Origin of the sequence: Azospirillum oryzae (genome assembly GCF_008364795.1) — a bacterium.
Lineage (GTDB): Bacteria > Pseudomonadota > Alphaproteobacteria > Azospirillales > Azospirillaceae > Azospirillum > Azospirillum oryzae.
This window is the reverse complement of the sequence record NZ_VTTM01000013.1, coordinates 128,564-141,736: the sequence shown is the minus strand read 5'-3', so window position 1 is coordinate 141,736 and position 13,173 is coordinate 128,564. Positions and strand designations below refer to the sequence as shown.

The 13,173-nt window shown below is 62.4% G+C and carries 7 protein-coding genes and 3 pseudogenes; 4 read left to right on the top strand and 6 right to left on the bottom strand.

What is annotated here, in order from left to right:
* Positions 1 to 60: 60 nt before the first annotated feature.
* The gene (locus tag FZ938_RS26040) at positions 61 to 1,131 is read right to left on the bottom strand and encodes a hypothetical protein (protein WP_109153162.1); all 1,071 of its coding nucleotides are present in this window, start codon (positions 1,129 to 1,131) and stop codon (positions 61 to 63) included.
* Positions 1,132 to 1,705: 574 nt separating this feature from the next.
* On the opposite strand from FZ938_RS26040, the gene FZ938_RS26035 reads away from it, so the two are divergent.
* Positions 1,706 to 2,644, top strand: a complete 939-nt coding sequence (locus tag FZ938_RS26035; RefSeq protein WP_149201231.1) for a recombinase family protein — start codon at positions 1,706 to 1,708, stop codon at positions 2,642 to 2,644.
* A gap of 512 nt (positions 2,645 to 3,156) precedes the next feature.
* On the opposite strand, the gene FZ938_RS30865 is transcribed toward FZ938_RS26035, so the two are convergent.
* The 4 genes from FZ938_RS30865 to FZ938_RS26020 all read right to left on the bottom strand — a co-directional run bounded on the left by FZ938_RS30865 (position 3,157) and on the right by FZ938_RS26020 (position 8,405).
* Positions 3,157 to 4,032: a hypothetical protein gene (locus FZ938_RS30865; protein WP_211101168.1), complete on the bottom strand. Its 876-nt coding sequence runs from the start codon at positions 4,030 to 4,032 to the stop codon at positions 3,157 to 3,159.
* 320 nt (positions 4,033 to 4,352) lie between these two features.
* Positions 4,353 to 5,849 (bottom strand): TniQ family protein, encoded by a 1,497-nt coding sequence (locus tag FZ938_RS26030; RefSeq protein WP_149201230.1) that lies wholly within the window; start codon positions 5,847 to 5,849, stop codon positions 4,353 to 4,355.
* Positions 5,850 to 5,854: 5 nt separating this feature from the next.
* Positions 5,855 to 6,730, bottom strand: coding sequence for a TniB family NTP-binding protein (locus FZ938_RS26025; RefSeq protein WP_149201229.1), 876 nt, complete (start codon positions 6,728 to 6,730; stop codon positions 5,855 to 5,857).
* On the bottom strand, positions 6,723 to 8,405 hold the full coding sequence (locus tag FZ938_RS26020; protein WP_149201228.1) for a Mu transposase C-terminal domain-containing protein: 1,683 nt from the start codon (positions 8,403 to 8,405) through the stop codon (positions 6,723 to 6,725). Before FZ938_RS26020 ends, FZ938_RS26025 begins: the two co-directional genes overlap by 8 nt.
* Before the next feature lie 562 nt (positions 8,406 to 8,967).
* On the opposite strand from FZ938_RS26020, the pseudogene FZ938_RS26015 reads away from it, so the two are divergent.
* The 3 genes and pseudogenes from FZ938_RS26015 to FZ938_RS26005 all read left to right on the top strand — a co-directional run.
* A pseudogene (locus FZ938_RS26015) lies at positions 8,968 to 9,537 on the top strand (ISL3 family transposase); the annotation flags it as partial.
* A gap of 606 nt (positions 9,538 to 10,143) precedes the next feature.
* Complete coding sequence (gene ltrA / locus FZ938_RS26010) at positions 10,144 to 11,811, top strand: group II intron reverse transcriptase/maturase (protein ID WP_149201221.1); 1,668 nt, start codon at positions 10,144 to 10,146, stop codon at positions 11,809 to 11,811.
* 39 nt (positions 11,812 to 11,850) lie between these two features.
* Positions 11,851 to 12,801 (top strand): annotated as a pseudogene (locus tag FZ938_RS26005) (transposase); the annotation flags it as partial.
* A 67-nt stretch (positions 12,802 to 12,868) separates the two neighbouring features.
* Here the strand turns inward: FZ938_RS26005 and FZ938_RS31210 are convergent.
* Positions 12,869 to 13,147, bottom strand: a pseudogene (locus tag FZ938_RS31210) (IS6 family transposase); the annotation flags it as partial.
* Positions 13,148 to 13,173: the final 26 nt, after the last annotated feature.

Sequence of the window (13,173 nt, the reverse complement as noted above, 5' to 3'; positions counted from 1 at the left end):
GTCGGATTTGAAGGCCGTGGTTAACTGACTCCTCTGATGTGAGCCGGGATCAGATGGGATCTAGCCACACGATAGAAGTCTGCCGTTGGCGCTACCATAACGAGCCAGCAGTGGGTCCTGTCTTTTGAGGATCCGCTCTAAGTGAGCGAGTGCGTCGTCCACTCCTTCGGCCGGCTCCACCCAGCGATCGGGTTCGGTAGCCACCGCGGGCGGGGGAAGGAGCGGGGACGCAGCAACATCTCTGACCGCCGCTTCTGAACGCGGCGCCACCTCGCCCAGCATCGGTGCCAGATCCTCGGACACGAACACCCGATGGCTGCGCCGGCGGGTGATCTCCACGGCGATCTCCAGCCGCTGCAGGTCCTCCAGTAGGTCGGTCGCCGCGCTGGTAGCGCAGCGCAGCCGCGCTGCCAGCCGGGCCGGGCTCATCACTCCTTCCGCCGCCATGGCGTCGACGGCGCGGCGGATGCGGGCGTCGCTGCGCCGGTCGCCGACACGCCGGCGCCAGCTGCGCCAGCGGTGGTGCAAGGCGCCGAGACGATCCTCTCCCTCCTCCGCCTGCCGAGCCATGCCGTCTAGGAAGGCAACTAGCCAGACCCCGCGGGGCTCGGCGCGGCGTATTGCTTCCACCCCGTTCAAGCAGGGAAGCGGCAGCGGCGTCAGTCCCTGAGCAGCGAGGAAGCGGGAAACTGCAAGGCAGGCGCCGCTGCGGTCGCCGCCAGCTTCTAGGTGGGCAAGGAAGCCAATGCCGCAAGCGATCAGCGCCGCCGACCCGACTGCGGCATGGGCCTCGTCCATCTGGGCAAGCGCGTCATCCGTGCCGGTCGGGGCGAGAGCAGTCGTGCCAGGTTCGGTGAGCATCTGCCGCATCATATCGAGGGCAAGCATGGTGGCGCCCCAATCGCGCTGAGCCCGGGTCGGCACCTGCGCCAGCAAGGTGCGCAGACGGTTGGGATCGACCCGGCGACCCTGGGTCTCTGAAATCTCGGCCACGGCCTCGACCCGCGACCGGTGCATCCACGCGGCCAACACCGGGGTGCCGGCGGCTGCCTGGGCCAGCCGGCCGACGGCCGCGGCGGCGCGCTCCAGGGGGGCGAGAAGGGGGAACGGGTCCAAAGAACGAAGACGCATGTATTGTTCTATATCAGATGGTTATAGGATTTTGATATCGAAAAAACGCTGACCAGTCCACTACTGCGGATGGCTGAGATCACATGTTGGTGATAATTTCCGCTATCGCCAGCAGGGGAGGGCGGCTATGGTCGCTGGTGTCGTTGTCAGGCAGTTGATGCAAAAAGCCGGATCCTGAGGGGGTGGGGGCTTCCGGTGCCTCCGTTTTGCAAACTGGTTCATGCAAAATGTAAGCGGTTCATGCAAAAAGCTGAGCGAAGCCCCTCCGCATTCGGCTCAACTCATTGAAAAGCAATAGCTTCGCCTAAACGTTCGAGACGTGCCCAGCAAGGTGGTGCGCGTACGACCATCTCGGCCGGCGCTTACCGGGCGACCGTCTGGTTTGGCATCTTGTCTCGCTGCCTGCGGAGAGGAGTAGGGCAGGCGTGGCGGTCAAAATCTTTTCCGCTAATTTCCAACCGGCCGGTTATGGGCAAGTGATTGTCCTGAAAATTGGGTATGCTGGGGCAGTTCGCCTGCCGGGGTACCTTGCCCTGCCAATCGGAAAGCCATCGTTCACAGGAAACAGTCGCCCATGGCCCTCATCGGCTACGCACGAGTCTCCACCGAGGATCAGTCGACCCAAGCGCAGTTCCTCGACCTGAAGGCATTCGGCTGCACCGAGATCTTTCGGGAGAACGCCTCAGGCGCTGACCGCGAGCGGCCGCAGCTCAAGGCGGTGTTGAGCCGGGTGCGGAGGGGCGACACGCTGGTGGTGGTGCGCATTGACCGCTTGGCACGGTCGCTCGCTCATCTGCTCGATGTGATCGACGGTCTGGAACGTAAGGGAGCGGCTTTCAAGTCGCTTGGTGACCCGATCGACACCGGCAGCCCGCAGGGCAAGTTCACCCTACAGATCCTGGGAGCTGTGGCCGAGTTCGAACGCTCCTTGATCCGCGAGCGGACGAAAGCCGGTGTGCGGGCCGCCAAGGCGATCGGCAAGCAGCCAGGCAATCCGGGACTGATTGCCAAGGACCCGCTCGTTCGGCGCCGTGTGGCCCGTGCCCGGAACGACCGGCTCAGCGAGCGGGTCGCCGAGGGTGCCGGGGAATTTCTCCCCGTCGTCCAGCGGCTGCGGCCGGCACACCCGTGGGATCGCGTTGTCGACGTGTTGAACACAGCGGTGAAGAAGCGCCCAGGCGACAACCCGTCACCCTGGACGCGCGACGCGCTGATCCGGGCCGTCCGTCGCCTGGTCGGCGACGGCTTGGCCGATCCCGGCCTGTTGAAGCCCGCACCACGGCGCTCCAAGAAGGCGGTGGCGCAGGACAGGCGGCTCGTGGAACTGGTTGCGACCATCCACAACGCCGCCGATGGTGAGAAGCCGACGCTCGCCCGCATCGGCCGCCAGCTGGAGCGTCAGGGCATCCCGACCAAAACCGGCGCCCGGACGTGGGCGCCATCGAGCGTCAAAGCCCTCCTCGACCGAGCCCGAGAGCAGGGTTTGCTTCACCCTACCGAGGACAAGACCTGAAACCAGTCTGCCTTATAGTCTCATGTAACAGAGCGATAGTAACATATCTAAATCGCAGTTGGGTTAGACGATCTTGTCTTTACCGAGTTACATACGACATGATCTGTTTGGTTCCGCCTGCTCGCTGGTTCTTTGCCGCATGACCCTGCATAGACTAACGCTCGATAACGTTAGGTTCGGAAACCACACTTGACGAACCTAACCGCAAAGGCGCCAAAAGCCGCCGGTTTGGCGTTGCAGACCGACCACGGGTTGCAGGGTTCCCAGGCCGAGGATACCTCGCCCCAACCGCAGCGCCCAGCATCCAAGCCGAAAGCAGTCTGAGTGAGTATTGCTGGTCCCGGCTCCATAAGCGTTTTAGAACGGCTTTTCGAAGGCACGTCGATGGGTGGCGCCATGCTAAATGTCGAGCACCCATCGCAGCGCCATCTAATAACCTTTCAGGGAGTACTCCCTAGGCCGAGCCTGTTCTTTCCGGCGGTACTCTCTTAAACTCGTCACCCAGTTTGCATTTACTTTGGGAAATCATGGCCGCCAATCCGGGTTTTGCCTATTTTGTCAAATAGACAGTGATACTTATCTTTCCCATAATCTTTCTCATCCGGATACCAACCATATTCGCACGCATAGATCTTATTGTGCGTTACTGTAAACCCACCCCCAAAACTTCCGCCAGTTGGTAGATTTCTTTCGCTTCCCGCAAGGTATAGGTGACCCTCTGTAACTTGGGGCCTGCTCCCATTAGTAAGCATCGACGACCCACTGTACGGCAGCATCTCAGCATAAACGTTAAAATTGCAGATGTTGGTGATTGTACTCCATGAGTCTGATCCTGCATAAGGTCTCAAGCTAAGGCATGCAGTTGCATCTCTACTTCCTCTCCCAGCAGGATTTAGAGATAGGTCGTTGGAGGCGACCTTTGACGAATTAGCCGTTGATGTGTATCGGGACTTGTTAGGAAATGGATTGCTCCTGTCAACGAGCTTAGCTGCCTCGTAGTCAATGCGAGGATTGACAACAAGAGTTGAAGTAAACGGTCTGCTATCCTTCTTCTTTGATTTTTCGCAACCTTCGGCGCCGCCTCTCTTTATGCTTACGGGCCGCGTACCGACCTCACAATTAATCCAATAAAGCGTATTACCGAAATTCCAAGTAAAGACTAATGCGCTCATGGGTGGTAGATTTCGAGAAACCAATAAAGTTTCATCGTTCCTATAAGTCTCAATATAAATAGGCCTATTACACATATTTCCAATAGTAAGCTTATCATCTATCAGGGAACCAAAAGCGCATTCATTGGGACTCTTGATCGGCTCTGCATTGGCATCATGATCAAATGTGAATGCAGCTATAAAAACACCGATTAACAGAAATGACTTATGTCTCATCTTGCGCTCCGTCTTTCAATTGCCATGCGCCTAGAATGAGTGTTCAACTGCAATGCCGAAGTCAATCAGAAATCCGTATAAATCCTACGCCCCGTTGATTGCAGAAAGCGGAGGCCGACGATCCACGACCTTCTCGCCCGGCCGGCGGTCCAGCAGGGGTGGCAATGCCCCTGCTGCGGCCGATGCTACATGTAGCGGCCTATCTCCAGCGCGTGGTCTGGCACACACCGTCCATACCGTTGCAGGCTGTCTTGATGGTAAAATTTGCTCTGAGTGCCGAGCTTGGGGGAAGCTCTGGTCGCGCCTCCGTGCTGGAATAACTATTCCGTGGTTGCTTGCCTCATGGTCAAGCCGCCCTCTGCCTGGGAGGCCAGAAGTTTTGTGGCGGCGGCTGAAAGCTTCCGCATGAGCGCACGGCGCTCACGGGCGCGGAGTTTCTTCGGTAACGGTCCATGAGCCTCCAGAACTTGCCGGACTGCATCCACGATGTGTGGGCTGATCGTCAGGCAAGGGGCCGGCTGGTGCGGGGGCGCCGTGGAGGGGCGTCGGGCGCGCCGGATCACCGTCTCAGAAAACCGCGGCAAACCCGGCCGCTTACTAAGACCGAGGTTGCGCTTGTTCCGAGCCGCTTGGCGCGCGGCGTCGATCCGCGACGCAGACCGGGTGTTTGACGCCACCGGCCGGTAATGGAAAGGGCCAACCCATGGGAAGTGCGAAACATGATGGGGCCCCGTGACCAGGGATCGGTCAGCCAGCAGCGCCCTGACCCAGGCTGTGTGATTCCAATGGGCTTCGGCCAAGCGCTCCGCGTAACTGGCATGGTTGCTCCACGGCTTGGCGAGGGCCTGGGCGGTGCGCGTGGCGACCGTTTCCTTCGGCGGCCACCTAACGGACAGAGCACCGCCCGTCATCGGTATCGCCAGAATCTCGCCCGGCCAGAACTCCAGGAGCATCCGGATCACGGCCATGAACTGCCCCTCATCGCGCCTGGTCTTGCGGCCGGCCTGGTTGGTCGTGCGCAGGCCGGCAAACAGGGTGGTGAAGGGTGCTGCGAGAAGCTGCCAAGCCAGGACCAGCGATACGGCCAACCCATTGCGCTCCTCCGCGGGCAGCGGCACCGGCTGGAGGTCAGCGTTCGTGTCGTAGGCGTCCAGGATGCGGAACTCGCAGCACTCACGCATCGTGTCGATATCGGAGACCTCGACCCTGAGGAAGCTGTTGAGCAGGTAGACGAACCACAGGAAGACGTCGACGGAGTAGGCAGGCGCCAGGCGGGTCCCAACCACTTCCTGGAACAGGGTTCGGTCGAAGGCCGCCCGATCGAGGAATCCGATGACGTGCCGAACTTGGTCATAGAAGGCCGGCAGCGGGACCCCGGCCACCACATCCCCTGGGTCCAAGTCCGGGGGATGAAGGGGACACACCACGCGCCAAGCAGCTCGCGCGAACAACAGCTCGACAGGCCGATCCGCCTGACGCTCCGCCTCATAGGCACACTCCGGACAGGGAACGTAGTGGTTTCGGCAGACCTCCTCCAGCGGGCGGTCGAGCCCCGTGAAAGTCATTCCCCGCAGCACCTCCTCGGCAATCCCCGTGTCGACCTGCAGCCGCGCCATCACGCTGGGCAGCGGCCGAAACACGAGGTCCCGGTTTATCGCTTCGGTCACCCAGCGGCGTGGTACACCGAGCCGCTTCAGATAATCGGCCCGGCTCAGGCCGTAGAGGTCGGCGATCGCCTCCACCCAACCGCCCAGCGCCTCGCCTGGAGCCGGCGGTGGAACGACGGGCAAATCTGGGATGGACGCGAACAGCCGCATGCCGGTCACCCCGTCCCTGGCCGGCCGATGAACTCGTTGACCATGTCGGCGGTGATCCGCTCTTCGCCGACCTGAATTGCGTCGATGCCGAGGTCGATGAGCGTCTCGAAGAGCTTGGCGGTGGTTCCCCCGCAGTGGGACAGCAGCGCTCGGATAGAGCGCGCGGTGAGGGTTGAGGGCCGGCGCAGCGGCAGGGTGCGCAGGACGCTGCCGACCATCGTCTGGAACTCCTCCCCCGCCTCCCACACCGGCAGCTCGACGAAACGGAAGCGGCGGGTGAGCTGATGGTCGTGCATCAGCGCCTCGCGGGCATCCTGGGTGCCGAAGAGGACAAGCGGGATGCCCAGCACGTTGCTCAGATGGCGGATCACCGTCAGCATGATCCGCTGCTGGCGCAGCGTGCCCATCAGCATGTTGTGCGCCTCATCGATCAGGATCTGGCGGACCCCGGTCAGGCGGTAGAGGGTGACGACGCGATCTGCCAGAAGCGGGATGTTGGCACGAGACTCGTTGACCGGGGCATCGATGGCCCGAAGCAGTTGAGTGTAGAACCATTTGACATCGCACATCGGCGGCATCTCAAGACCGACAGTTGCGGTGCGTCGCACCCCGGTCTTCTTATCGAACACCGCCGGGTGGTCGCGCAGGTGCTTGGCCATGATCGTGGATTTGCCCTGGCCGGATTCTCCCCAGATCAGCAGGTTGGGTTTGATCGTGCCGGCCGGTTGCTCGAGCTGTTCGAGCATGAGGTCGAGGACGAACCGGCAGCGCGGGTATTCGGTGAAGCGGCGGCCCTGCATACGCACGATGCGCTCCTCCGGGGACAGGGCAATCACCTCCAGCGCCGACGGTCCGAGATGCCGGTAGGCGTCGTCAGTCATCCCAGCTCTCCGTGTCGTAATAGGGCAGCTCGAGAGGGGCGTCGTCCGCACCGTCGGGCATGACCCGATACGCCGCGTCGATGGCCGGTGGGGTCGATGCCGCCGGCAGGGCAGGGACCGACCGTGGCCCTGCGCCCCTGGCCCGCTCCATGCGGGCCCGTCGGCTGCGGTTGCTGGCCTCCTCCACCAGCTTGCGCCGGGCCAGCACCATGTCGAAGATCATCGCCTCGTCGACGCCGGCGCGCCCCTGGCGGCGCAGTACCCGTCTTGCGGCCTTGTGCTCCCACAGGGAAATGGCCGGACGTCGCAGGTTGCGGTAAGGAACCTCCAGGTACTCGCCCGACACACCGCGGATGAAGACCTTGGAGAGGTCGGCGGGATTATAGTGGGCCGTGACCTTACGCTTGTCGTGGAGGAAGGGCGTCAGCGCGTCGTGCCAGTAGGAGATGTTGAACAGGTGGACGCCGTCGCGCTGCACCGTCCGCTCCTCAAACGGCAGGAAATCGCGGTGGAAGGTCCGCAAGTCGGCCGGCATCCGGAAGACCTTGCCCTCGGTGTCAGCCGCCCACTTGGCGTTGGGCGACGTGCCGATGCCTTCGTGGAAGGAGGCGTGGTGCTCCAGGATGATGCTGGCCACCAGCCACTCGATCTCAGCGATGGTGAGGCAGGCGTTGCCGGCAGCGTCGTAGACGCCACGTTCCTTAATATTGGAAAAGGTGGTGCCGGGCAGCAGATGCAACTCTTGGCTCAGATGGCCGATGCGGCGCTCGACATGGCCACCCATGTGCGGTGTGCCGGGCGGGCGGTAGCGCAATTCGATGCCGTAATCCTCGCAGGCCCGGGTGAAGGCCTTGGAGTGAAACTCCTTGCCGTTATCGGTATGGACGGCCTCGCACAGGCCCATGACCGGCCAGCGAGCCGGCAACCCCCGAGCCGCCAGCCACTCGCTCTTGTCCATCACCGCATGAGCAACGCAGGCGGCGACGCTGGTCGCCGAGGGCGGATCGAAGGTCAGGTAGAAGCCGCAGTACATGCGGGTCCGGATATCGACGGCCAAGGTGATGAAGGGCCGCCCGATCACCTCCAGGCTGTCGGGTTCAACGGCTTGGAGGTCGGCCGGAGTGTGGTCGATCTGGACGACCTCCAGCGCGCGCTCAGCCACGAGCGATCCCCGGATTGGGTTGAACTCGTCACGCGCCTTCTTCCGGCCGTGGCGGCGCTTGGTCTGTTCCCGCTTGCTGATCGCCGCCAGCCGGGCGTCCACGGTCTGGCGAGCCGGCTTGGTCAGGTCCTCCGCCGCGCATCGGGCCTGAATTCCCTTCATCAGCAGCGATTTCTTGGGGCGAAGGAGGGTCAGGTAGTTGCCTTTGATCTCCTCCTCGATGATCGCCTCGACCCGGTGATCCAGGCGCTGGGCGCCACCGGCAGGTCCTGGTGTCTTCAGCAGCAGAGAGCGTGTTCGAGGATCGGCTTCGTAGGCCTTGAGCAAACGGTAGAGATAGTTGGGAGTGACATTGAGTTCGCCGGCCGCCGCCGCCATCGCTTCCGCCCGAGCGCCATAGGGGGGAGGGTTATGCATCAAGTCACGAACAATGGGTTCGCGCTCACGGGCAAGGGCCCAGTCCTCTTCGGAGACGGTCGTCAGCGCCTGGGTAGTGTGCGGATGCCGCGGCACTTTTCACCCGATCCACATTCTGCTTTTTGCAGCATCCTCCTTACTTTTTGCATCAATTGGATGACGAAGAGACGAAAAATCCCTTACATTTGCTGAGTGACAATTTGCATGAACTACTTTACGGCGACAAAAGGCGCCATCCTGGCGCCCGATCTTGTCGGCTGGCGAAATAACCTTTACTGAAGCGGCTTCAGCCGGAATCCTGGTCGCAAAAACGTGAACTGGCGCGGGTCGCCGATGCCCGTTCAACCTCAATAACCTTTACTGGTTATCTCAATAACCTTGACTGGAACCCGGCCGCAGGGCCGCCTTCGGGACGCACGCGCCGCCGCTTGGCCATGCCGCCGCCCGCCTGAGCGTCGGCTTGACCGCTGTCGGACCTATTCTCTCCGACAAGCGATGTGGTCCCCCAGAGCGGTCAGCCGACATCGGGGCGATCCGGTTAACCTTATTGAGGTCAGGCTCGTGCTTCAGTTTGCGTTATTGGTATCCAGTTAACAATATTGCTGCCAAGCTAAGTATTTGGATATGAACGTTTCACGAGTTAAGGTTATTGAGATGACCGACAGCACGCGTCCACAGTCGGTACTCCCGACATCTGGGCGACCTGCCGTGGCAGGGCCGAGTTGGCGAACTCCACCTGCAGGTTCGCCGCTTCCGGTGTGTGGTGGCGGACTGTCCCCGCAGCATCTTCGCTGAGCCGCTGCCCACGGTGGCAGCCCCTCGGGTCCGGCGCACCCGGCGGCTTGCCGAGGCGCAGCGCGCCATTGCACTGAGTGCCGGCGGAAATCCCGGCGCCCGGCTGTCCACCCGGCTCGCCATGCCGGTCAGTGGTGACACGCTGCTGCGCCTGATCCGCGCGGTGCCCGTGGTGCCGGCCCCGGCGCCTCAAATCATCGGTATTGATGATTGGGCGTGGCGCCGCGGCAAGCGCTACGGCATCATCGTCGTCGATCTCGAGCGCAACCGCCCCATCGACCTCCTGCCCGACCGTCAGGCCGACACCGTTGCCGCATGGCTGAAAGCCCATCCTGGTGTCGAGATCGTCGCCCGTGACCGTGCTGGCGCCTACGCCGATGGCGTCCGTCAGGGCGCACCCACCGCCATCCAGGTTGCGGATCGCTGGCGTGTGACCTGAGGGTTGTCGGGAAACACACCTTCCCGACGATCCGTAAGGTTTGATGTTGGAGTGTCCTATGAAGGAACCTTGTCCACCCAAGTGCTGCTACCCGGACATGCGAAGGAGTAATCCGACGTCTGAAGCTCTGGGGACAACGGCCACAATCTGGGAGCACCAATCCGGAGGCGGCCCAGCAGAGGATGGAAGGCTGAACGCAAGTGAATGCCCGTTGTCAAGGTCCGTCATCCGCAACCGGCCAAAGGTGCTGACAGGCCGGCGCCAAAATGGCACGTGGGTCGGATCGTCGGTTGCCATCACCGACGACGGTGGCACGAAGACCCGCCGGACTATAGGGCGCAGCCTCCCCATCCGCTTCTCCACATCAGACAACAGGGTAAGCCCCATTCATCCCGTCTGCCGCGAGGCGACGGTATGCCAACCGCAAGGAAGGAGATGGTGAAGGGGGTAGAGGAAGGCGGAGAAAGCGAAGGCCATCCTGTAATGGGATGGATAGGGCCTCGATGATGAGGAAATACCCAGCCCGAAAGGGCGCAGACTTCCGCCATGGTCTCAACGGTCGAGCCCCCTTGGGGTGCTTGGAATTGCCGGAGACGTTAGATGGTGAAAACCGAACATTCCGGTGAACGTCCGCCGACGATGGCGTGGTCCGAGATCGATTGGACCACGACGGAAGCGGTCGTGAAGCGCCTTCAAGGACGCATCTACCGTGCCGCGGCGGCTGGGAACGGGCGGCAGGTGAAGAACCTGCAGAAGCTCCTGGTCCGCTCTACATCCGCAAAACGGCTGGCGGTCCGCCGGGTTACCCAGCAGAACACTGGCCGCAACACTCCCGGCATCGATGGCGTGGTGTGCAAAACGCCCGAGGGCCGGATGAGGTTGAGCACTGATCTGAGCCTCAAGGACTACCGCCCACAACCGGTCCGCCGGGTGTACATCCCGAAGGCGGACGGCCGGAAGCGGCCCTTGGGCATTCCGACGATCCGGGATCGAGCCTTGCAGATGCTCGTCAAGATGGCGCTGGAACCCGAATGGGAGACACGCTTCGAGGCGAACAGCTACGGGTTCCGGCCTGGACGGTGCACGATGGATGCGATCGTCGCCCTGCACGCGATGCTGGCTCCCGCCGGCGCGAGTGAATGGGTGCTCAACGCGGACATTTCCGGCTGCTTTGACAACATCGGACATGATCCGCTGCTGGCGAGGCTGCCGACGTTCACCACCACCATCCATCGCTGGCTCAAGGCCGGTACGGTGGAACTGGGCACATGGACGCCAACGACGGCCGGCACACCGCAAGGTGGTATTGCATCGCCCCTGTTGGCCAACATTGCCCTCGACGGCACGGAGCGGCTCTTCGGAGCCGAAGACACACGGGGTCGCCCCGTTCGTCCAAGCCGGCGTCACGGCCTCAACCGTGGCCTCGGTTTGGTGCGCTATGCCGACGATCTGGTGGTGACGGCACCGACACGTGAAGTCTTGGAGACGTATGTTGTCCCCACGCTGACGCGATTTCTCCGTGAGCGTGGGTTGACGCTGAGCGAGAAGAAGACCCGGATCGTTCATATCGACCAGGGCTTTGACTTCCTCGGCTTCACCGTGCGGAGGTATCGTGGCGTGATCCTGACGACCCCTCAGAAGGCGAAGGTGGTACAGCATCTGCGCGCCATCCATGACTATCTGAGCGGCCATCGTCAGGCAACCGCCAGCCAAGTCATCGGCGAGCTCAACCCGCTGATCCGGGGATGGGCGAACTACTATCGGCATGGCGCCTCGAAGCGGACGTTCCATTCCATGGACCATCATGTCCACGCGAAGCTGTGGCACTGGGCCAAGCGCCGCCACCCGACCAAGTCGGCGGCCTGGGTCCGGTCGCGCTACTTCGACGCCAAATGGAATTTCGTGGATGGCCGTACCCGGCTCGCTCGGCACGACGACATTCCAATCACCCGGCACAGCAAGGTTCAAGGAAAGCGAAGCCCGCTCAATCCCGACGACCAGGCTTACTGGGAAGAGCGGCAGCAACGACGCATGAAGGTGACGATGCACTCTCCCATGCGATTGGCCTTGTTGCGGCGACAAGACTTTCAATGCGCGATGTGTCGTGTTGGATTCGATCCAGATGAGGACCTTCCTCTGATCGACGAGCATCACGACATCCCACGGTATCTCGGCGGATCTGACCAGATCGACAACCTGCAACTGGTACACCGGTGGTGCCACCATGGACACCACGCGCGGATCGGGTACCGGGCGGCGGAGGCTTGAGCCGGATGACGGGAGATCGTCACGTCCGGTTCTGAGGGGGCTGGGCTTCGGCAACGGAGCCCGGCTACCCGACACCTCCTGCACAATTTGACCGACACCTTGCGGGAGATCCTCACCGGCCATCACCGCAACCTTCGGGCCGCCGCCAAGCTGGCTGTCGCTCTGGTGGGCGAAACCGAGCAGGACCCGCACCTGCCGCCGTCGGATGAGGTTTCCAGTCCACCAACCCGGCGAGAGCAGCGGAGCGCTGCCCTTCATGCTGCCCGCCATGCCCGTTATGACGAGGTCGTCGCGCTGAAAGCCCGCGGGTGGTCGCAAACGCGCATCGCTGAAACGCTCCATCTCGATCGCAAGACGGTGCGGGTGTGGCTGCGATCCGGACAGCCGCCGGCATGGCGTCAGCCAGCCAAAGGGAGCCGGCTTGATCCGTTCCTCGATCACCTGCGGCAACGCTGGGATGACGGCTGCCACAACGCCGCTCTGCTCTGGCGGGAGATCAAGTCCCTCGGCTTCACCGGTCAGCGGACACTGGTTCGGGACTGGGCACGGCCTCTGCGACAGGCCACACGAAGCGCAGCGTCTATGACATCGGCATCATGGCCGGTGCCGTCGCGCCGACGGGCGGCATGGTTGGTAATCGCCGACGAGCAGGAGATCGACCCGACCGAACAGGCCTTCGTCTCAGCCCTGATCGCCTGTTCGCCGGAACTGGCACAAACCATTACCGTGGCCCGTGCCTTTCGGGCGATGGTCCGGGGACAACGAGCCGGAGAGTTGGACAACTGGCTGTCGACGGCGAACGGCACCCCCTTGACGGGCTTTGCCATTGGTTTGAAGCGCGATCTCGCCGCGGTCCGGGCGGCTCTGTCGCTGCCGTGGAGCACCGGACCGGTGGAGGGGCAGATCAGCAGGCTGAAGACGATCAAGCGCATGATGAACGGCCGCGGCAGCTTCGATCTGCTGCGTCATCGCGTGCTTGAGGCCGCCTGAATGCCCACGCCCAGGCTGCTACCCTGCACCGAAAATGCGGATGGGCCAGTATCCAATCGGCACTGACACGCCACAAGTACATCGGCTTTCCGCTGACCCTGATCACCATCTCGTCCAGATGCCAGCGCGGGCTGGGCTTGGGTCGGAGGCGCCGCAGGTTGCGTGCGATGGCCGGCCCAAACTTCAGGACCCAGCGGCGGACGCTCTCGTAGGACACCTCCACGCCACGTTCGGCCAGTAGCTCCTCGACATCCCGGTAGCTCAGCGTAAAGCGGAGATAGAGCCAGATTGCATGCTGGATGATCGCGGGCGGGAACTGATGGCGGGCAAACGAGAGCGGCGACATCCGAGAAGAATAATGTCACAACCGGC

Coding starts and splice junctions, on each gene's coding strand:
- FZ938_RS26040 (WP_109153162.1), bottom strand. CDS start 1,131: ATGCGTCTTCGTTCTTTGGACCCGTTCCCCCTTCTCGCCCCCCTGGAG.
- ltrA (WP_149201221.1), top strand. CDS start 10,144: ATGGTGAAAACCGAACATTCCGGTGAACGTCCGCCGACGATGGCGTGG.
- FZ938_RS26030 (WP_149201230.1), bottom strand. CDS start 5,849: ATGCGGCTGTTCGCGTCCATCCCAGATTTGCCCGTCGTTCCACCGCCG.
- FZ938_RS26035 (WP_149201231.1), top strand. CDS start 1,706: ATGGCCCTCATCGGCTACGCACGAGTCTCCACCGAGGATCAGTCGACC.
- FZ938_RS26025 (WP_149201229.1), bottom strand. CDS start 6,730: ATGACTGACGACGCCTACCGGCATCTCGGACCGTCGGCGCTGGAGGTG.
- FZ938_RS30865 (WP_211101168.1), bottom strand. CDS start 4,032: ATGAGACATAAGTCATTTCTGTTAATCGGTGTTTTTATAGCTGCATTC.